General features: G+C 30.8%; 20 protein-coding genes. 12 read left to right on the forward strand and 8 right to left on the reverse strand.

The genetic code is table 11. The features are described 5' to 3' along the window. Positions 1-50: 50 nt before the first annotated feature. From T473_RS0110950 to T473_RS0110960, 3 genes are all read left to right on the forward strand, one after another. Positions 51-737, forward strand: coding sequence for an ABC transporter ATP-binding protein (locus T473_RS0110950; protein ID WP_024621946.1), 687 nt, complete (start codon positions 51-53; stop codon positions 735-737). After that, positions 724-3330 carry an ABC transporter permease gene (locus T473_RS0110955; RefSeq protein ID WP_024621947.1) on the forward strand — a complete coding sequence of 869 codons (2607 nt, stop codon included), beginning with the start codon at positions 724-726 and terminating at the stop codon, positions 3328-3330. The genes T473_RS0110950 and T473_RS0110955 overlap by 14 nt, the downstream gene beginning before the upstream one ends. Positions 3331-3580: 250 nt before the next feature. Then, positions 3581-5569, forward strand: coding sequence for a Na+/H+ antiporter (locus T473_RS0110960; protein ID WP_024621948.1), 1989 nt, complete (start codon positions 3581-3583; stop codon positions 5567-5569). Positions 5570-5838: 269 nt separating this feature from the next. Here T473_RS0110960 and T473_RS18520 read toward each other — a convergent pair whose 3' ends face one another. The 8 genes from T473_RS18520 to T473_RS0111005 form a co-directional block, all read right to left on the reverse strand. Then, positions 5839-6012 (reverse strand): hypothetical protein, encoded by a 174-nt coding sequence (locus tag T473_RS18520; RefSeq protein ID WP_161627554.1) that lies wholly within the window; start codon positions 6010-6012, stop codon positions 5839-5841. Positions 6013-6369: 357 nt separating this feature from the next. Beyond that, entirely contained in the window at positions 6370-7458 is a 1089-nt protein-coding gene (locus T473_RS0110970) for a sensor histidine kinase (RefSeq protein WP_051365909.1), read from the reverse strand. Next, positions 7437-7922 (reverse strand): hypothetical protein, encoded by a 486-nt coding sequence (locus T473_RS0110975; protein ID WP_029791715.1) that lies wholly within the window; start codon positions 7920-7922, stop codon positions 7437-7439. The genes T473_RS0110970 and T473_RS0110975 overlap by 22 nt, the downstream gene beginning before the upstream one ends. Continuing rightward, positions 7912-8595, reverse strand: a complete 684-nt coding sequence (locus T473_RS0110980; RefSeq protein ID WP_024621949.1) for a response regulator transcription factor — start codon at positions 8593-8595, stop codon at positions 7912-7914. Before T473_RS0110980 ends, T473_RS0110975 begins: the two co-directional genes overlap by 11 nt. A gap of 111 nt (positions 8596-8706) precedes the next feature. Beyond that, positions 8707-9234: a DUF4342 domain-containing protein gene (locus T473_RS0110985; RefSeq protein WP_024621950.1), complete on the reverse strand. Its 528-nt coding sequence runs from the start codon at positions 9232-9234 to the stop codon at positions 8707-8709. Positions 9235-9315: 81 nt separating this feature from the next. Further along, the gene (locus tag T473_RS0110990) at positions 9316-9555 is read right to left on the reverse strand and encodes a hypothetical protein (RefSeq protein WP_024621951.1); all 240 of its coding nucleotides are present in this window, start codon (positions 9553-9555) and stop codon (positions 9316-9318) included. A 722-nt stretch (positions 9556-10277) separates the two neighbouring features. After that, on the reverse strand, positions 10278-11228 hold the full coding sequence (locus T473_RS0111000) for a D-alanyl-D-alanine carboxypeptidase family protein (protein ID WP_029791716.1): 951 nt from the start codon (positions 11226-11228) through the stop codon (positions 10278-10280). 459 nt (positions 11229-11687) lie between these two features. After that, a complete protein-coding gene (locus T473_RS0111005) occupies positions 11688-14072 on the reverse strand; it encodes an ABC transporter ATP-binding protein/permease (protein WP_024621954.1) in 2385 nt (794 codons plus the stop codon). Positions 14073-14222: 150 nt separating this feature from the next. Between T473_RS0111005 and T473_RS0111010 the strand changes: the two genes are divergently transcribed. From T473_RS0111010 to T473_RS20250, 9 genes are all read left to right on the forward strand, one after another. Beyond that, positions 14223-14897 carry a response regulator transcription factor gene (locus T473_RS0111010; RefSeq protein ID WP_024621955.1) on the forward strand — a complete coding sequence of 225 codons (675 nt, stop codon included), beginning with the start codon at positions 14223-14225 and terminating at the stop codon, positions 14895-14897. After that, on the forward strand, positions 14894-16198 hold the full coding sequence (locus T473_RS0111015; RefSeq protein ID WP_024621956.1) for a sensor histidine kinase: 1305 nt from the start codon (positions 14894-14896) through the stop codon (positions 16196-16198). Before T473_RS0111010 ends, T473_RS0111015 begins: the two co-directional genes overlap by 4 nt. Before the next feature lie 95 nt (positions 16199-16293). Beyond that, entirely contained in the window at positions 16294-16890 is a 597-nt protein-coding gene (locus T473_RS0111020; RefSeq protein ID WP_024621957.1) for a ferritin-like domain-containing protein, read from the forward strand. A 428-nt stretch (positions 16891-17318) separates the two neighbouring features. Further along, positions 17319-17870 (forward strand): cupin domain-containing protein, encoded by a 552-nt coding sequence (locus tag T473_RS0111025; RefSeq protein WP_024621958.1) that lies wholly within the window; start codon positions 17319-17321, stop codon positions 17868-17870. A 647-nt stretch (positions 17871-18517) separates the two neighbouring features. Continuing rightward, positions 18518-20056 (forward strand): ABC-F family ATP-binding cassette domain-containing protein, encoded by a 1539-nt coding sequence (locus T473_RS0111030; RefSeq protein ID WP_024621959.1) that lies wholly within the window; start codon positions 18518-18520, stop codon positions 20054-20056. 25 nt (positions 20057-20081) lie between these two features. Next, positions 20082-21281, forward strand: a complete 1200-nt coding sequence (locus T473_RS0111035) for an MFS transporter (RefSeq protein WP_024621960.1) — start codon at positions 20082-20084, stop codon at positions 21279-21281. A gap of 182 nt (positions 21282-21463) precedes the next feature. Continuing rightward, entirely contained in the window at positions 21464-21916 is a 453-nt protein-coding gene (locus T473_RS0111040; protein WP_024621961.1) for a GNAT family N-acetyltransferase, read from the forward strand. 29 nt (positions 21917-21945) lie between these two features. Further along, entirely contained in the window at positions 21946-22245 is a 300-nt protein-coding gene (locus T473_RS20245; protein WP_465220255.1) for a hypothetical protein, read from the forward strand. 2 nt (positions 22246-22247) lie between these two features. Continuing rightward, a complete protein-coding gene (locus T473_RS20250) occupies positions 22248-22562 on the forward strand; it encodes a methyltransferase domain-containing protein (protein WP_465220256.1) in 315 nt (104 codons plus the stop codon). Positions 22563-22614: the final 52 nt, after the last annotated feature.

Genomic DNA, 22614 nt, shown 5'->3' on the forward strand with positions numbered 1-22614 from the left:
TGTTTATATTAAGAGTATAAATAAATTATTTAATGATTAGGGAGGATAAAATGAACATTCTTGAGACTAGAGGTCTAGAAAAATATTATGGAGAAAAAGAAAATTTAGTTAAGGCGCTTGATGGAGTCGATATAAATATAAAGGTTGGGGAATTCGTGTGTATTGTGGGTACATCTGGTAGTGGAAAGAGTACACTTCTTCACATGCTTGGCGGACTTGATAGACCAACTAAGGGATCGGTAGTAATTGATAAAAGAGATATGTTTAGTATGAAAGATGATGAACTTACTATTTTTAGACGCAGAAATATAGGGTTTGTGTTTCAAAGCTATAATTTGATTCCAATACTAAATGTATATGAAAATATAGTTTTACCAATAGAACTTGATGGAAATAAAATAGATGTAGAATACGTAGACAGTATAATCAATACTTTGGGTCTAAATGATAAGATAGATAGACTTCCAAATAATCTTTCTGGTGGACAACAACAAAGGGTAGCAATAGCTAGAAGTTTGGCCACTAAACCTTCGATAATACTGGCAGATGAGCCGACTGGTAACTTGGATACCAAAACAGAGCAAGAAGTTTTGGGACTTTTAAAAATTACAAGTAAAAAGTTTAATCAGACAATAGTTATGATTACTCACAATGAACAGGTAGCTCAAATGGCAGATAGGATAATTAGAATTGAAGATGGAAAGATATTTGGAGGTAGTGGATATGCTTCAAAATAACAATAAATCGACAATAAAAAAACTAAGCAATAAGGTACTTAGAGAAAATAAAATGAGAAATATATTTGCAATTATGGCAATTGCACTTACAACGCTTCTTATTACAACGACTATAACCGCTGGAACAACTCTTTATACAACGAGTCAAAAGTACAATATGATAAGTTCATATGGTATAGATGCGGATGGATATATAATTGGAAATAAAAAAACTTTAGATAAATTGTATTCTCATGAAAATGTTGATAAGGTTGGGATAGAGCAATTTGCAAGTAAAGGAAAATTAAAGAATAAAGAACTTCTAAACGAAGGGGTATATTTAGATGCGGGAATAAATAAAGAAGTTATAGAAATGATGGCTATTGTGCCTATTGAAGGTAAGTTACCTAAGACATCGAATGAAGTGTTTATGCCGACTTGGGTTCTAGAAATACTTGGTGTAGATAAAAAAGTAGGAGAGAATATTAATCTAGATGTTGTTGTTGATGACAAAGTAAAGACTATCGGATTTAAATTGTCGGGATACTATGAATCTCTAGTTCCTAGGGGTTCTGGAAGAACACGAGTGTTTGTTTCAGACGATTTTATCGATAAATACAATAAAGATATACTAAAAGAAAAGAACTCTAGGTCTGCCTTTGTGATTCTAAAAAATGTAGATAAAGACTCTTCTTATAAAGATGTTGAAAATAAATTAAAAGAAGTAACAAAGGATATTGGTGCGTCTAAGTACAAAGTCCATCCTAAATACGATGATGCAGTTACTTCTTCTTCAGATAAAACGGCTTTTATAACATCTGCCGTTGCTGGTATTTTACTAGTGATTTTTACTGGATATTTGATTATTTACAATATATTTTATATATCTGTAAACAGAGATATAAGGCTTTATGGGCTACTTAAAACAATTGGAACTACTTCAAAGCAACTTCGAAAAATAATTATAAAGCAGGCTTTAACATTGTCTTTAGTGGGTATCCCTATAGGGTTATTACTAGGACACCTATTATCAAAATTATTAGTTCCACTTGCTTTTAGATTTACCATATTCGGAAATATAGTTGTGGTTTCACCTAATATATACGTATTTATAGTTTCTATTCTATTTTCATTGGCTACAGTATTTATCAGCTGTAGAAAACCAGGAAAAGTTGCAGGGAAAGTGTCTCCAATAGAAGCTGTCAAATACGTGTCATCTGACTCGGATTCAAAGAAATCTAAGAAGAAGAGTAAAAAAGGTGTTCATGGTGCCAAGATACACAAAATGGCTTGGTCTAATTTATTTAAAAACAAAAAAAGGGTAATTTTATCGATCTTATCGATAACACTTAGCGCTCTTATAGTGATATTTACAATAAATGCTAGCTTAGGAATGGACCCTGAGAAACACGCTGACAAACAGATGAATTACGATATATCTATTACAAATAGCGATTTTTACGACAGTGAAAAATATGTTCCAATAACACAGCATTTTATAAATAACTTAAAGTTGTCGGACTTTGTAGATTATGTAGATTTAGTTCATGAAGCTATTGTTCCGACTATAGGTGGAAATATGTATAACTTTGGAGTGGATATACATTTAGACGGTAAGTTGAAAAAAGAAATAGATAGTCAACAAAATATAGATGGTTATAAAGGATATAATGAGTATACAAAATCGGGAAACGGCAATCCAAATGGAAAAGCTGATTTTATCAACACAGGAGTACAGGCAATAGAAAGAGAAAGATTAGATGAAAGACTGAAAAATGCGAAAGTTATAGATGGTAAGGTAGATAGTTTAGACTTTATGGGAGATAATGGCTTAATATACTACACTAAAGCAGGAAAGAGCGATTTTATAAAAGCAGGAGAAAAGTTACCTGTTACTTTTATAATGAGGGATACAAAGGGTAATGTTGAAAATGTAACCAAAGAATTCAACGTAATTGCAGTAGTAGAAGATGCGGACAAAGAAAGTTCAGGTATTGACCTTGCAATGTTTAATATCAACGAAAATACTTTCAAAAATATATTCAAAAAATATGATGATAGTATAAGTAGAATTGACATAAAATTGAAAGATAATGCTAATATAAAATACGCAGATAAAGCTATTGAAAAATTAGTACTTGACACTGGAAATAGCGGTCTTAAATACTTATCTAAAAATTACTACATCGAGTCGCTGATAGAGTTTAAGGTGATATTAATGATAATAGGACTTAGCATATCGGCGGTACTAGGTACAATTGGAGCTATTAATATAATAAATACTGTATTCACAGGAATATTTGCACGACGTGTTGAATTTGCAATGTTAGAATCGATTGGAATGACTAAGAAACAGTTGAGACAGATGGTGACGTTCGAAGGTCTTTACTATATATTGTTTTCAATGATATTTATTATACCCCTTGGAGCTTTAGTTGCATATTTAGCTCCTATGGCACTTCCTATATACAGTGGATTTAATATAAAACTATACCTTATATCTGTGTCGATATGCTTTATAGTAATATCTATATTAATGCTATCAGTTCCTGTAATAGGATATAAAATAGTGAGTAAAGACGGCATAGTTGAAAGGCTCAGAATATCAGAGTAGCGTTTAAATAAAAAAAGAGTTTTGTAAGAAATGGGTAAGAAAAATGAACAAATAAAATTCGATAATAAATATGGCAAGCAAGACGACAGTTATAACAATAATAAATTTAAAAAATTTTATTATTTATGGTATTATAACAAAATATTGACAATAAAGTAATTTAAGAGCAATATATGGTAAAATATATGTATGATTTTATAAATAATGTACAAAAATATAAATATGTATTATTATTCAATTTAAAGGAGGAGTGCCTATATTTACATATATTTTAATTCTGTTAATTTGTATACTGCTTTCAAACGTGATAAGTAGATTTTTACCATATTTATCAATTCCTATAATACAGATCGTTATGGGTGCGATTATTGTAATAATAAATCCGATGTTTAATATAGAACTCGATCCACATACATTTTTGTTGATGTTTATCGCTCCACTTCTTTTTTACGATGGAAAACGTGTCGATAAGAGATCACTTTGGAAAGAAAGAAAAAATATACTGTTAATGGCGTTGGCATTGGTATTTGCAACGGTATTTATAGTTGGAATACTTATAAACTGGCTGGTTCCACCAATTTCATTAGCCGCTGCATTTGCGCTTGCAGCAGCTTTATCACCTACAGATTATGTTGCAGTTAGTGCGCTTTCTAAAAAAATTGACCTTCCCAACAAAGTGGTTCACATAATAGAGGGAGAGGGTCTTATGAACGATGCCTCAGGTATCGTATGTTTTAAATTTGCGCTTACAGCAGTACTTACGGGTACATTTTCCATTTTTAATGCAACTGAGAATTTCTTTTTGGTTGCAATAGGAGGGGTAATTGTAGGTTTAATTTTAGAAATGTTTCTTATTTATTTTGAAAAATGGATAAATAGCCTTGGAATGGAGGATTTGACTGTAGAAGTACTACTTCAAATATTAACACCATTTGTAGTTTATCTAATTTCAGAAGAGGTATTTAAAGTTTCGGGGGTACTGGCTGTAGTAGCTGCTGGAATGGTATATTCAGTGTCTATTAAAAAACCAAAAATAAATAATGCAAGGCTTAAAGAAGTATCTGAAAATACATGGTCGGTACTTGTTTATATCTTAAATGGATTTGTATTCATGATAGTTGGACTTCAACTTCCTAACATAATTAAAACAGCTTATCTAGAAGCTACAATCAATACACCTGTTGCCATTTTATATATTCTGATTATATCATTTGTTCTCTTATTTCTTAGATTTATTTGGGTATTATTTATGTACAGTATTGGTGATAAATCGAGTGAGGGCAGTATAAAAGTAAACTGGTTCGATGCACTCTTAACTTCGCTATCTGGAGTTAGGGGTTCTGTTACACTTGCAACGATTCTTTCTATTCCGCTAACTCTGAACAATGGTAATCCGTTTCCTAATAGAGACTTAATTTTATTTTTGGCAGTTGGAGTAATGCTGGTAACGCTTTTGATCGCGACATTTATACTGCCATTGTTAGCGAAAAAGGATACTTCAGAAGAATATGATTACTCAGAGAAGCTTAAGAAGGCTCAAATAAGAGTGTGGAGAGAGACTATAGAGACACTAAAGTCTAAAGAATCGGATAATCCATATGTAGGTATGGCCATTGCAGAGTACAAGTATCAAATCAGTCAAATTGAAAGAGGAAATACGTATTATAAAAGCTGGGAAATTAGAAGCAAAGAAGAGAAAAAATTGCTTATAAAATGTTTTAAAAAGGAAATTGAGAATACACATAGATTATTAGAAGAAAATGAGATCGATGAAGATGTAGCGTTCGATTGTGAAGGCATACTCGAGAATAAAATTAGGATAGAATCTTTGGCAACAGCAGCATCTATTGGATTTAAAAGACTATCTAGGATGTTGATGCTTTATAAACGAAGAAAAAAAGTTACAACTTTTGAAGAGAAAACTAGAATGATAGCAATACAAGATACGCATGCGATTAATGCGGATTATATAATAGAGTACCTAAAAAATAATATAAACGAAGAGAATGAAAAAACATACAACAAAGTAATTGAGTACTACAAAGGTATAAAATTGATGTCGAGAAGACCGATAATAAGAAGAGTTGATAAAGACGAAAAGAAAAAAATAGAAGTAATTTCACTTCAAATAGAGAGACATACTATACAGAGTTTGTTTGAAAGAGGGATTATAAATTGGAATATCGCATCTGAACTAAGAAAAAATCTAAACTATATTGAAAGTGACACACTAAGTTAAGTTAATTAAAATGCACATGCGATTAGTATCTTATAAATAAAAATCATTTAAATATAAGACAAAGGCCATATGAATGATAATTCATCATAAAGTGTATTGAACATGATCGTTAGAAAAGACATAATGTAAATCAATGTAATTTAATTTATTGTAAAGATGAATTAACGAGTAAGTTATTTAGATGTATACTTAATATAAGCAATGAATATAATAGTAAAAGGATCACATCTAAATGGTCGTTAGGTGTCGCTTCTTATATGATAAAAAACTTAATCAATGTCAGAAACATCCGAATGGCCTTTCGGGTGTTTCTTTATTTTTTGTATCTTATCATCTATTTCCATATAGTTACCAAGCAGTAAATCTATTTGTACTAGAACCTTATTAATAGCAAATAGAATACTAGCAATAAATGCTAACATACTTAAAATAACTATTTCCATATAGACACATCCTTTCATGAAGGTTGAAACTCAATATGGAAACGACACCTGTTTTTAGTTGTGATCCTATTAATACATTATTCAAATAAACTGTATAAAAAACCCAACTGCGTAGAAAAAAGCAATAAATAACTGTCAAACCATTGGAATAACTTGCGTAACAAAAATAAAAATATTTTTATTTCAATAAAGATAATTAACTTTAATATTAAGTTAAATACATAATAAAATCAGTATAAATAAATAGGAATCTAGATCTGTTAGATTAATAAGTTTTTAATGCTCAAAAACTTATTAAACTAACATAATTTAGATTCCCTGTAATGTTTACAATATATTTTATTTACTATAGAAAAATTACTCAAGTGGTATCTTTAACATAAACGTGGTACCAACGTCTATTTTACTGGTAACATCGATTGTACCGCCGTGTCTGGTAATAATCCACTTTGCTATTGCTAATCCAAGACCTGTACCTCCAGTTTCTCTAGTTCTGGACTTATCAGCTCTGTAGAATCTATCGAAAATCTTTGGAAGATCTTCTTTAGACATACCTATACCTGTGTCTTTAATAACAATAGTTGCTTTATTATCAGTTGCATAAGAAGATAGAGTTATTTCACCGCCATACTTAGTGTACTTGATGCTGTTATCTACAAACACTCGAAGTGCTTCTTTAAGTAAATTTCTATCTGCATTTATATTTATAGGTTCATTTAAATCAGACTTTATAATATGTCTTCCTTCATCTATAAGGTTGCTCTCTTTAACTAAGTTATCGATAAGGTCGTTTAATTTAAACATGTCCTTATTAAACCTCTGGGTATTCTTATCACCTCTAGCTAAGAATAGAAGCTGTTCTATAAGACTTTTCATATTTTCTGATTCCGATTCAATTGCTGTAATAGATTCATCTAATACAGCTTTGTCGTCTTTACCCCAGCGGCTAAGCATTCTAGCGTAACCTTGTATAACTGTAAGTGGAGTTCTAAGTTCGTGTGACGCATCTGAAACAAATTGATTTTGTGTTTCGTAGGATTCTTGAATTCTGTCTAGCATACCGTTAAATGTGTTTGCTAGATCTTTAAGTTCATTTTGAGATCCTAAGATGTTTAATCTAGTGTCTATATTGTTAATAGTAATATCTTTAACTGTTCTATTCATATCGTCAATAGGTCTCAGTATCTTTTTAGTTTTAATAGATACTTTTATTAGTGAAATAAGTGTAATAACACCTTCAATAACAAATAACACAAGTATCAAAGTGCCAATTAGCCACACATCTTCTGTAAGGTCGTACGACATATCTAATTGAATATTATTTTTGCCAACTTTTACAGTTTCCTCAAGCTTATAGTTAATAGATAAATTTCTTTTAAACAAGAAGTTTATATTGTATTTATTATTAGTATCTTTGTAGATATCTAAATATCTATTTTTGTACACTTTGTGGGACTTTCCAACTTCTCTCCCTTAATAGTACTATTTTTATAGATAAGTTTATTTTTATTGTCGTAAATACTAACATTGGTTGAATCGTATTTATTCAACAAACCAAGTACTTTTTTAGTATCTTTATTTACACTCTTATTTGAAGTTATTTTCTCCTCAGTTATATAGTTTGAGTAGGAATAGAGCTGTTTATCTAAGCTTTGTTCTGTTCTGGCGATTACAAATGCACCTGTCGCTACAGCCATAAACAAATTTAGAGTTATAAAAACGCTAAACATTCTAAAAAAGTACATAATATTTAATTTTAATACTATAGACAGTCTGAATTTTTCAAGCATCGATTGGTAGGCATTGCTAGCTAATTCTTTTATTTCTCTAACTATGAATATAAATACAACAGAAGCTTTACTAGATTCCTTATTAAATTTTATATCGTCAAATTTATGTTTATTCTTCATACTTTATCACATATCCAACCCCTCTAACTGTGTAAATAAATTTCTCACTGTATATATCATCAATTTTACTTCTGAGATATCTAATGTACACATCGACAATATTGGTATCACCGTAGTAGTCAAAGCCCCAGACTTTTTCTAAAATAATATCTCTCGATAATACTCTGTCTTTATTTTCCACTAAGTACTTAAGTAAATCGAACTCTCTCTTTGTGAGTTCAATTACATCGTCTTGATATTTTACTATGTACTTATCAAGATCTATATTTAAGTTACCAAGTGTAAGAGTGTTGCTTTCCTCTACATAAGATTTTTTTCTCTTTAAAATAACTCTTATTCTAGCTAAAAGTTCTTCTATTTCAAATGGTTTAGTTACATAATCATCAGCGCCGAGATCTAATCCACTTACTTTTTCAAAAGTTTCATCTCTAGCCGTAAGCATTATTACTGGTGTATCTTTTAGTTCGCGAAGTCGTCTAAGGACTTCCATACCACTAAGACCTGGTAGCATTATATCCAGCAAAATCAAATCGTAATTATTTTCAATAGCAAGCGTAAGAGCTTCTTTACCGTTACCAGACTTTTCAATTGTATAGCCTTCATAATTTAATTCTAACTCAAGGTAACGAGCTAACTTTACCTCATCTTCTACTATAAGGATATTTCCCTTCATAGATCCCTCCATAGTTCCCACTAATATATTAAGTTGTATTCTTATATCCTATAATAGCAAAAAGATACTGAAAATACACACATATTTTCAATATCCTAAATGCTATTTTTATTATTTCCTTAACTCGACTTTTATATCGTTTACAGTATCTCCAACTTTTGAGCTGTATTCATTAACAGAAGTTTTTTCTACATCTTCTCCTACGAAATTAATTTTATGTCCTGTAAACATTGCTAATAATAGTAGAGGGATTACTATATAGAAAGCAAATACAGTACCTATAGCTAAGAAAGTAAGTGGTATATTCATTACTATTTTATCTTCTTTTTTTATAACAACATGGTTTCTATTTCCAACTTTTACAACCTTTTTAATCCATCTAGCTATTCCAGTTAAAGTTTCGCCAGTGTTATGTTTATTGCCATAACCTTTGTAATCATCAAAACCTTTTTTAAATTCATTTTTAAAATCATTTATATCCTTGAATCCTCTATTGCTATTTCTTATATTTTTGTTTTTTTCTAAATATATTATAGATTCAAGTATATCTCCATTATTTTGTTCAAGAGCTTCCTTTGCATCCTCAAAACTTACATCGACTCTCTTTCTTAGTTCATCTATCATTTCTAAAGTTATCATAATTTATTCCTCCTAAATTTTTGGTTTATTTTATTTAAATTTTTATTTGCAAATCAAATTTTAATTTATGCTAGTAGAAGCTTAGAATATAAAATGTATGAAGTTTAAAGCAACTCTTATTAACATCAATATCCCTATTGCAAGCATTGCGAAGTTTACAAAACCACTTTTTGATATTCTTTCATTAGCAAGATATATAAGTAAAATTGGAATAGCTATTTTTACTACAAATCCTATTGTCGATCCAACTAACCCCAAGACAATTCCTATTAGTATAATAATTCCTATAATCTTTGCTATGTTGACACAAAACCTAACCATATTACCACCCCTTAAGATATTTTATGTAAATAAACTTTTATGTTTATCATTTCTTCAGATGTTTTGTTTTTATTGTTTGATTGTTGTTGATAATCTTATTATATGTAATGATTCTTAGTTCTAAGTTAATGAAACATTAGAAATAGATTAGAAAATTAAGGTTGTCTGCGCAAGTTCATTTTTTATCATGTTATCTCCAAGACAAAACTATCGGAAAGATTTTGATTGTCGCAAACATTATAATCAAAGAACTCGCGTTGGAGCAAATATAGATAAGAGTAAAAAAGCGGGTGAAGCACAAAAAGAACTATTCTCAAAATTTGAAAATAAGGAAATTATAGGTAAAGAGGGGAATTATGAATTTTACTAACCAAGTACCGATGGGTTGTCAGATAAAACTAAAAAAGATTATGAAGAAGTACGTAAAGAAGTAAAGAATTTTGAAATTAAAACATTTAAACCTTCCCTTTAAATAATTATTATTAAAAATTAAGAAAGAGACGAAAAAAAATCCAAATAAATTGGATTTTATTTTCGTCTCTTTTTAATACCTAAATATTAAAGTATTTAAATCAATATAATACCTTACTATCTAAATTGAAAATTCAATAGTTTTAGTAATATTTATCTAATATCAAAAAATATTCACTTGAAGATATTTATAGTTATTTATCATTTCCAGTGAAGATTTTATTCTTCTTTAGTTTAACAAGAGTTAAAGCCTAATTTGTGAAATATGTATTGTATATATTAAAGGCATCTACTATATTTGAAGATGGCTCTTTATCAGTTTTTTTGGCACCTGTAGTAATTAATATATATTCCTTACCATTATTTTCGAGAAGACTTGCTAAACAATTCCCTGCTTCTTCAGTATATCCTGTTTTACCACCTATTATTTTTCCTCTTACAAAGTTTTCTGCTTCCATTTTATCAAATGTAGTACTCCTAAATGTTATCCCTGCCGAGTTTAAATTTGTAGGAGATGTCGAGTATTTTTCTGTTGTGAATATAGTTCTAAATGTTTCATCTTCGAGAGCATAATCAAGCATTAAAAATAAATCAGAAACTGTTGTATAATGATTATTATTATGAAGCCCAGTTACATTTGTAAAATGAGTGTTTTTCATACCCAGTTCTTTAGCTTTTTCATTCATAAGTTTAACAAAGTTATCATCAGACCCAGATATATATTCTGCAACGGCAATTGATGATTCAGCTCCAGAAGGCAACATTATTCCATAAAGAACATCCATAGCTTTAACTTTTTCATCTGGTAAAAATCCAGTAATAGAAGCTCCAGATTTTCTAAGAGATTCAAACACACCACTTCTTATAGGTATTTTTACATCCAAATCGTTTAATTCATCTATGGCAACAATTGTTGTCATTATTTTTGTAAGAGATGCTGGATAGCATCTAGTATTGCTATTTTTCTCTGCTATGATCTCACCACTATTATTATCTACTAATATACCGTTTTTACTTCGAATATTTTTTAATTTGTCAATCTCATTATTTTCTTGACTAAGTGAGTTAACAGTAATATTATTTAAATCAACAAATTTTCCTATACTATTAACTAATAAAGTAATACTGAATAAAATGATAGCCATAATAAAAATTGGTTTTAATTTTCGTTTTTCCTGTTGTTTAATGTTCTTTCTAGACATTATTGGTTCCTCCGTAGTTAAATTATCTTCTATAAGACTATTTAACTACATTTATAGATACGATGTTTTAATATAAACTTATTTAAATCTTAATAAAAGCTTAATTATATTAGTAGGTGCAATATATCTGGAACTACTCACCTCTTTTATACGTGAGGGCTTTCTAGCAATATTCCTAACGGAATGAGTTATATGAGAAGAAAGAACTCATATTATATCGCCCCTTCGGATAAAACCGATAAATAAAAAAACTGCTACTAAATAATAATTAATTTATCATTTAGTAGCAGTTAGCTTTACTTTAAATCGAAAATATGTCAATATTTTTATTCCTATATTCAACTCGAAAGCTTGATCCAGCGTGGGTTATCGATTTCGTTGGGTGAGAAACAATCAAAACTGTACCGATAGTTTTGCCCTGAAGCAAACCCAACAAATCGAAAACTCCTGCGGCAACTCCTATTCTGTACGAAGTGCCTCAACAGGATTTTTCTTAGCGGCCATTCTTGCAGGTAAAGCACCACCAAGTAGTGTAAGAGATACACTTATAATTAGAAGAAGTATAGCGTGAACAGGGTTAAGCTGAGCTACACCATCTAGATCTGTTAAGTTCTTAAGTATATTATTTATTGGGAAAGTCAATAAATAAGATATTAGTATACCAAGTGCACCTGAACAAGTTCCTATTATAAATGTTTCTGCTGTAAACACTCTAGTTATATCTTTCTTCCTAGCTCCAAGTGATCTAAGTACACCAATTTCCTTTGTTCTCTCTAGTACTGATATATAGGTAATTATACCTATCATAATTAATGATACAACTAACGATATCGATGCAAAGGCAATAAGGACAAGTGTAATTGAGTCCATTATACCACCTGATAAATCTGTAAATGTGGAAGCTAGGTCTGTGTATAAGATTGAATCTTCAACGTCTTTACCGCTATTCCATTTGTTTAAGTAACTTAATATATCATCTTTTGTAGTAAAATCTTTTGGATATATAGTTATAGAAAATGGAGTAGAGTTAGCACCCAATTGTGATAATACCTGATCTTTTGTAGGGGCTTGTGCTTTAACTACTGAATTTCCCATTGTCGCCATCTGATCTGCTCCTGCAGGATGTGTTGATGTTGATGTTTCTTCTCCAAAAGGTTGTCCTGTCAGTATATTGTAGTCAGTGTCTTTTTGAGCTTTTACTATTTCAGAATTTTTAGCGTCATCTATAAAGTACTCAGCTAGATCGTCTGAATAGAAAAGGCCAGGTGAAAGTATTTCTAATTTAGAATCCTCACTAGATCTAAGAACACCAGCTATTTTAACTGTTTTTGCATTATCGTTGTTGTAAAGATCTATAAGATTGTCTGATTTTGCTTTAGTAGTAAAGAAATCTCCATTTTTCTTATAGTAGTCATCGTTTAAAATCAACTTAAATTCTTTTCCTACGATGTCTTTGTAATTTACATTTTTAGAATCTTCCATACCTAATGCTTTTAACATGTTTTTATCAAGTCTATTGTAACTATCTACAATAAGTACTAAATCTGTTTTATCTTTAGGGAATGAACCAGATAGTAGATCGTAGTTGTTTTTTAAATAACTGCTTGAATCTGAATCTTTTCCACTTGGAAATGTAGAAAAGTTGACTGTAGATGTATTAACTGGGGTTGCAGTTTCTCCATCAGATTTTAGCATATTCATATTTACAAGTCTTGTATACGATGTACCTGAAAGCATTTCAGGATTGATGTCTTTTACATATTCTAGGTAATCATCTGTAAACTTGTTTGTGTGCTCTAGACTGTTATCACTAGGATCGTAAGGGTAAATATGATTTACTCTTGGGTATTGATCCTTATTTACAGATTTACTTGCTAGTTTTTTATTCTGCTCTTTCATTGCATCTACATCCATATTGGCCATCTTTTGGTTGATGCTTATAGGGAATCCTGAAAGTGTACTGTTTTCAAACTCACCGATCTGTTTGTCAAATCCATTTGACAGAGAGAGTACTAGTGCAATTCCTATGATTCCTATACTTGATGCAAATGCAGTAAGTGCAGTTCTCCATTTTTTAGTCGAAATATTTTTAGCAGATAGTTTTAAAGCCGTAAGAAAACTCATATTGGTCTTTTTAAGCTTGTAATCTGAATTAACCAATTTATCATCAAATGGGTTGCTATCAGATTTTATTTCACCATCTCTAAACTCGACAATTCTATCAGTGTATTCATTTGCTAAATCAGGGTTATGCGTTACCATAACAACTAATTTATCTTTAGAAATCTCTTTTATAAGCTCCATTATTTGTACGCTTGTATGTGTATCTAATGCTCCTGTCGGTTCATCGGCAAGTATAATATCTGGATCATTTGCAAGTGCACGCGCTATTGCGACCCTCTGCATTTGACCACCGGATAATTGATTGGGTTTTTTATGTACGTGCTCTTTTAGCCCAACCTTTTCTAAAACCTCTAATGCTTTTGAATGTTTTTCTTTAGATGAAACGCCGCTCAAAGTCATTCCCATCTCAACATTATCCATTATACTTAAATGAGAGATAAGGTTGTAACTTTGAAACACAAATCCAACACTGTTATTTCTGTAAGCATCCCAATCGGAGTCTTTAAAATTCTTTGTGGATTTCCCGTTTATAATGAGGTCTCCTTCATCGTATTGATCAAGTCCACCTACAATATTTAAACAAGTCGTTTTACCAGAGCCACTAGGCCCAAGGATTGCAACAAACTCTGATTCTCTAAATTTAAGACTGACCTTATTAAGGGCAACTTGTGTAAATTCACCTGTAGTATAACTTTTGACTATATCTTTTAACTGTAGCATTTTTCTCCTCCTTTACTACTAAGTTATATAATTGTAAAATTGTATTATGAACCGAGTGTGAATAAATTCAATCTATTTTTCAATATGTTCACAATCAGTTAATATTAAGAAAGTATTATTTAGAGTAATATGATAATTAGGGGTGATAAAGTGTTTAATATACTAATTGCAGAAGATGATAAAAATTTAAGAAAACTTATATCAGCTACTCTCAAGCAGAATGGTTACAATTCATTCGTAGCTGAAGATGGTGAAAAAGCTTTAAATATTATAGATAATGAACATATTGATTTAGTTATATCAGATATTATGATGCCCAATTTAGACGGATATGATTTAACCGAATCTCTTAGAGAGTCGGGATACAATATGCCTATACTGATGGTAACTGCAAAAGAGACATTTGATGATAAGAAAAAGGGTTTTGTTGTCGGGGCTGATGACTATATGGTTAAACCTATAGATATAGAGGAAATGATACTTAGAATTGGAGCTTTGCTTAGAAGGTCTAAAATATCTAACGAACATAGGGTGTATGTTGGAGATATTGTTTTAGATTACGATGAGATATCTGTAAGCATAAACGGAGAAAAGACTACACTTCCTAAGAAGGAGTTTTACTTGTTATTTAAGTTGTTGTCTTATCCTGAGGTTATATTTACAAGAAGACAACTTCTAGATGAAATCTGGGGAATGGATAATGATGTAGATGAACGTACTGTTGATGTCCATATAAAGAGGCTTAGAGAAAAATATTACGATTTAGAAGAGTTTGAGATAGTAACTGTGAGAGGTCTTGGGTATAAGGCGGTAAAAAAGGTATGATGAAAAATTTGAGAGTTAAGTTAGTTGCTCTTATTGTTATGATGATGCTTTTTTCAGGAGTTTGTACAATATTAATATCTGTACTGATTTCAAGTGAAAGTCTAGTTAAAGAATCAATGGATAGCCAGTTAGAAATTGTAAATACAGTACTAGATCTATCCGAGAACACGGACTATTCAGTAGATAAAATTAGTGAATTGAGCAGTAATAGAATGTACAGAGTAAGTAAAATAGAGGATTTATCAAAGTATGAAGATGAGCTAGATAAATTAAAAAATAGAGAATATAGTCAAATTAGACTCAAGGGGATACCTATTGTGAAGACTGTATTAAAAGTCGATGATAACTACTTGATTATATCTACTTGCTTTAATAGAAACAATGAACACTTCAGAGGATTCTTAATAACTGGAACAGCTATAACTATTTCTATAATCATAGCTACAGTAATATCAGGAGTTATTTCTAAAAGAGTTTTAAGTCCAGTTAGAGCTTTAAGTAGAGCTACAGAAGAGGTAGCTAAAGGGGATTTTAGCGTAAGTGTGGATATCCCAAAGGACTATGAATTTGGATTTCTAACAGAAAACTTCAACAAGATGGTGCATGAATTAAGCAGTATTGAGACGCTTAGAAATGACTTTGTCAGCAATGTATCACATGAAATAAAGACGCCACTTGCGTCTATTCAGGGATTTGCAAAGCTATTACAAGACAATAATTTTAGTGAAGAGGAAAAGAAAGAGTTTACTGATATTATAATAAGTGAATCGACTAGATTGTCAAAATTGACTTCAAATATTCTCAAGTTGTCTAAGATAGAAAATCAAGAGATCAATACTAAAAAGGTTGAGTATTCGCTTGATGAGCAAATTAGATGTGCAATACTTATTATGGAACAGGAGTGGAGCCGAAAAAATATTAACCTAGATATAGATCTAGAGGAAGTAAATATTGTAGAAAATGAAGATCTTCTACAACAAGTATGGATAAATCTAATTGGAAATGCTATAAAATTTACAGAAGACGGCGGAGAAGTATCTATTAAGCTTATGGATTTTAAAGATAAAATAGAAGTTGAAATTTCAGATAGCGGAATTGGTATGACCGAAGATATTCAAAGGCACATGTTTGATAAGTTTTACCAAGGTGATAGATCACATCTTAGTGAAGGTAATGGTCTTGGGTTATCACTTGCAAAAAGAATAATCGATATATGTAGTGGAAAGATATATATTAAAAGTGAACTTGGAGTAGGAACTACAATTACAATTGAATTAAGGAAAGATAAAGATACTATATAGACAATTATTGTATTTAATCCTCCTTTATTACATATATATTCTATAGAGTGATACATAATCTATAGCGATAATCAATTAATAAAGGAGGAAATTTTATGGCTGATGGTCAAGGAATTCAAGGAATTCAAGGTGCTCAAGGGGTACAAGGCAATCAAGGGGTACCAGGAACTCAAGGTGTTACTGGTAGTGAAGAAGTATTCCAATCTTTTGCTCCTTATCCCGAAATAAGGGTAGAAGGGCCGAACCCGTACTTTGCAGAGATAATAATGGATGATTTTGCAGGAGTAATAAGCGAATTTACTTCAGTAAACCAATATAGATTTCACGCTTCTGATTTTGTAAATTTAGATCCATATCTTATTAATATGTGGACTAAAATAGCTGATGTAGAAATGTGGCATATGAGGGTACTTTCCAGGTTGATCGTACTTCTTGGCGGGAAACCTGTATATAGAGGATCAGCGAGTACCAACGGTGATTACTGGTATGGAGGGTTTGTGAAATATGGATTTGGAATATGTGACCAATTACATAATGATTTAGAAACAGAGCTACAGGCAATAGCAAACTATAGACAACATATACTTATGATTAACGATGGTTATGTCCAGCAAGTATTAGAAAGAATAATTAGAGATGAAGAAGTACATGTTAAAAATTTTGAAGCAGCTATCAATAGATACTGTAGATAATAATCATTATTGAATTGAGCACCTGCTAATTATGTACGTGCAATACTTCTTCGGGTTTAAGAAGGCGATGTTTAGCACTTCTATGCCTTATTTACTGCTGTGTTTATCGACACAGCATTTTTTATTTAAAAAAAGACATAAGACTAAGGAGATAACAAATAAAAAAGGCAAAATTATATAAAATTTAACATTATACATAAAAATAAAATAAAATTTTATATAACTAAACATTTTTTACAATAAAAAACAATTATATTTACTATAAATTAACAGCAATTAATTTAATTTAATTAAAATTAATAATATTGAATTAAGTTAAACAACATTAGAATGTTAGGAATTCTAGTAAATTGCCAAATTAGAACAAGCTTGATATAATCTTAATTATAATAGAAAAATAAAATATATAAAAATGAGGTTGTTTATAAATGGTAGAAGTAGACATATCAAAAAATATTAATGCGTACAGAAAAATGAAGGATTTGACTATAAAGGAGCTAGCGAATTTAACAGGAGTAACTCCATCTTTACTTAGTCAAATAGAAAAAGGAACAGCTAATCCATCTATTAACACGTTAAAGCAAGTATCTTATGCCCTAGATATACCTTTATTTAATTTTTTTATAAACGATGATTCAAATGAAGATCTAGTAGTAAGAAGCGGCAATAGAAGGAAGTTATTGTCTGAAGATGATAGTTTTGTATATGAACTTTTAACACCAAATTTAAAAGGGGCAATAGAGTTTTCGATGATGAAAATTCCACCTCATAAGTCATCTTCAAAAGAACTTTCTAACCATAAAGGTGAAGAGGTTGCATATGTATTAGAAGGATCAGTAACAATTTACATAATGAATTCAGTAATCAAATTAAATTGTGGGGATAGCGTTAGAATACCTCCACATACAAATCACAAGTGGGAGAATACATGCGACAAATATTGTGAAGTAATATATGCAATAACACCACCTACTTTCTAAATTCTATTTAAGAATAATTGGTATCATAAAAATCTTGAAATTATTTTCTAAGTTTAATCTCTCATAGGCATTTATTTAAACGAATATATCGTTGTTTTAAAATGTATTATGTATACAATAAAAAAGGGTTTGGAAATTATCTAATAGAATATATTTAAACGTTTGTTTAGACTTTTTTCTAATATTAGCTATAGGCATAAATATCTGTCTATAGCTTAATTGTACATAGATAAATTTCATATGGTTGAAAATATATAGAAAATGTTGTATTATAATGATGTATAAAAATATTAGGAAGTGAAAATAATGATTAGTAAAAAATATTTAAAATTTGTTACAAAACCTAACTCTGCACAAATGTATACGATGAAGCGTTGTGTAGAGGTTAATCTTTAAGCTTAGAGCTTACTATCTTCATCGGTAAATGGATAAGAGTATAGTTTTGCTATGCCTGCTTAAAATGTAGTTTTCACTATGTTTATTAAGATTGCCCATTTATCGAGAAGATATTAAATAGATTGAGAGGCCATAGACAGCAATTCTAGTCTGTGGCCTTTTGTTGTATAACAGAGGTCAGCGTACTTTTCGCCGCACCTCTGTTTTTTATTCAAAATAAAATAAATTAGTTAAATTAAGGAGAATTAAAAATGAGTTTATTAAAAGTGAGTAATTTATCACATTCTTTTATGGATAAGTTATTATATGAAAAATCGGATTTTGAATTGTATAAAGGAGAGCATGTAGGAGTAGTTGGTCAAAATGGTGCTGGAAAAAGTACTCTTATCAAAATACTGCTGGAAGAAGTAGTTCCAGATGAGGGGGATATAAAATGGCAGTCAAATATAACTGTGGGTCATTTAGATCAATACGCAGAAGTAGATAAGGGGATTACGATTTTAAGTTATTTACAGGGTGCATTTTCAGAGCTTTACACACTAGAAAAAAAGATGAACGCATTGTATGAAGAATTTGCGTCTACTGGAGAGGAAAAACAACTTATTAAAGCATCAAATTACCAAGAGCAATTGGATTTACATGATTTTTATTCTATTGATAGCGAGATAGGAAAAGTAGCCAATGGTTTTGGATTAGATACTATAGGTTTAGATAGTATTGTAGGAGAACTTAGTGGGGGACAAAGAGCAAAAGTGATTTTAGCAAAATTACTTTTATCTGGTCCAGAAGTATTACTTTTGGATGAGCCTACTAACTTTCTTGATAAAGAACACGTTGAGTGGTTGTCTGACTATTTAAGGAATTACAAGGGTGCATTTATTGTTGTATCGCACGACTTTGATTTCTTGGAAAAAATCTCAACTGGGATTTTAGATATCGAATTTGGAACAATAAAAAAATACAGTGGTAAATACTCTGAGTTCCTTAATCAGAAATTGCATCTGAGGGAAGACTATTTGAGACAGTATCAGTCTCAACAGAGGATGATTAAAAGAACAGAGGACTTTATCAGAAAGAATAAGGCTGGAGTTAATTCTAAAATGGCTAGAGGTAGACAAAAACAACTAGACAGAGTCGAAAGAATCAAAGCACCTACTTTTACAGATAAAGTTTCTTTAAGATTTAGCGAAACTGAAATATCTAGAGGCAATGTGCTTATTGCAAAAGATTTAGAGGTTGGTTACTATTATCCATTGCTTCCAAAGCTAAATCTTAGTGTTTCTGGTGGTGAAAAAATAGTAATCAGCGGTTTTAATGGAATTGGAAAGTCTACTTTAATAAAAACATTGATAAAAGAAATTCCGAGTATATCTGGAAATTTCGAGTTCTCGGATCAAGTTAAATTTGGTTATTACGAGCAGGATTTAGTATGGAAAAATCCTAATAAAACACCGCTTGATATTATATCCGATTCTCATCCTAAAATGAACACAAAAGAAGTTCGTAAAGCATTGGCGAGATGCGGGCTTAAAGAAGAGCATGTCTTAAGAGAGATCTCAACTTTAAGTGGTGGTGAGCAGTCGAAAGTTAAACTTTGTGGCTTGATTTTATCACCAAGTAATTTCTTGATTTTAGATGAGCCTACAAATCACTTTGATAGCGATACAAAAGAGGAATTACAGAGCGCTTTGAAAAATTTCAGCGGCAGTATAATATTGGTTTCACATGAAGAGAAATTTTATAGAGGTTGGGTAGATAGAGTTATAAAAATAGAGGACAGCTTACATTAAAGTATGGATAGGAGAGTGAAAAAGAATGGACAATGGTTGGAAAAATAGAGCGACAAAATTTCTAATTGCGCAGACAATATCGTTGTTCGGGTCTTCTATTGTACAGTACGCAATAATTTACTACATTACACTTACCACATCGTCCGGATTGATGATGTCGATTGCATCAATTTGTGGGTACATTCCTCAAATTGGGATATCTCTATTCGCAGGAGTTTGGATCGATAGGTACGATAGAAAAAAATTGATGATTATATCTGATGGAGTCATATCATTAGCAACATTATCGATAGCTGTTTTATTTTTAATGGGGTATAAAAGTATTTGGTATTTATTTGTGGTGTTGGTTGTTAGATCAGCTGGAACTGGCATTCAAACTCCTGCTGTAAATGCTTTTATACCACAGATAGTGCCAAAAGATCTTTTGATTAAAGTTAATGGAATCAACACTACACTTACATCGCTAATGGTTTTTTTATCACCTGCAATTAGTGGTGCTATACTATCAATTGCATCAATCGAGGTGACGTTTTTTATCGATGTAATTACTGCAATAATTGGTATAGGAATAATGTTTACAATTAAAGCACCGAGATATATATTTAAAAAAAGTGACGAGAATATCAATTCAACAATTGGTGAAATTAAAGCTGGTATTTTGTATATTAAAGAAAATAAATTTGTGAAGCAACAGATAATTTACCTGATGGTAGTTGCAGTATTGATAAGTCCTTCTGCATTTTTAACTCCGCTTTTAGTTAGCCGTTCATTTGGCGCTGGAGTTTGGAGGTTATCGGTTAGTCAGATGATATTTAGCTTGGGAGCTGTTTCAGGAGGAATTTTAGTATCTACATGGGGTGGATTTAAAATTAGAAGAAGTACTATAATATTTGCTACAATTTTATACGGAACTATGATGGTGGGGATGGGATTAGCTCCAATATATCAAGTATTTTTGATATTTAACTTTTTAATAGGAATTTCAATGCCTTGCTACAATACACCGATTAATGTTTCGCTTCAAGAAAATGTGGAACCGAATATGTATGGTAGAGTATTTAGTATGGTACAAATTGCAAGTGCATGTGCATTGCCACTAGGTATAATTATCTTTGGTCCGATGGCAGATGTAGTCTCTATTCAGATATTGCTTGTGATTATGGGATTGTTTGTAGTCTGTTATGCACTATATTCATTTAGGTGTAAAGATTTTACAAAAATTTAAAGAATAGAAAAGTATATAAAGATATAAAGATATTGAGATATAGATTATAATAAAAAAATATTTAAAATATTTAAAATAAATGTAACTCACTATATATGATTAGAGTTACATTTATTTTATCTATAATGACTAACGGATTTTGTGTATAATTAGTTTATAAGGATATGTAAAAGGAGATAGGTATGTGTAAATTCTCGATTGAAAAATTAAATAATATAGAAAACGATGCAAAGACAGAATTGCTTAATGTATGGGAAGGATCTGTTAGATCGACGCATACGTTTTTAAAAGAAAGTGATATACAAAACCTTATTCCAGTAGTGAAAGAGGGAGTTTCGCAAATTGAAGAACTTTTTTGCACAAAAGATAGACATGGGCATATAAAAGCATTTATGGGAGTGGAAAATCAAAAGATAGAGATGTTATTCGTCAACCCAGATGTTAGGGGAAAAGGAATTGGAAAGGATTTAATGGTTTATGCAATAAATAAATTAAATGCAAGGTTTGTTGATGTAAATGAACAAAACCCTCTAGCGGTTGGTTTCTATGAACATCTAGGATTTGAGGGGTTTGATAGAAGTGAGTTAGACGAGTCAAACAAGCCGTTTCCAATTCTTCATATGAGATTAAAATAGTTTATTAAATATATCGAGGGGTGAAAATCATGAGTAAATTTAGCAATGAGGAACTAAAGAATATAGTTAGAGATGGATATAAAAAAATAGTTACAGAAGAAGAGAAGATTGAGAGATCAAGTGAAGAGATTTCTAAAAGTATAGGGTACTCAAGTGAAGATTTAAATACGGTGCCAAAAAATTCTAACCTTGGACTTGGATGTGGGAACCCGCAGTTAGTAGCAAATATCGCTGAAGGTGAAACAGTTCTAGATTTAGGAAGTGGAGCTGGCTTTGATTGCTTTATAGCGTCTAAAAAGGTTGGTGACAATGGTATGGTTATAGGGTAGATATGACACCAGAGATGTTAAGTCAAGCAAGGGAAAACGCCTATGAAAATAACTACGCAAATGTAGACTTTAGACTTGGTGAAGTTGAAAATATTCCAGTTGCAGATGGGATTGTAGATGTAATTATATCAAACTGCGTAATAAACTTATCTCCAAATAAACAAAGGGTTTATAATGAAGCTTATCGAGTGCTAAAAAATGACGGAAGACTTGCAATTTCGGATATAGTTTTAATGAAAGATCTTACAGACGAAATGAAACAAGATGAAAAACTTACTGTGGCTGAGTCACAGGGGCATCTTCAGTTGAAGAATTAGAGTTTTACCTGAGTAAGTCAGGATTTAAAGATATTATAATCGAAACTAAAGA

This window comes from Clostridioides mangenotii TR (genome assembly GCF_000498755.1).
GTDB classification, from domain to species: Bacteria; Bacillota; Clostridia; order Peptostreptococcales; family Peptostreptococcaceae; genus Metaclostridioides; species Metaclostridioides mangenotii_A.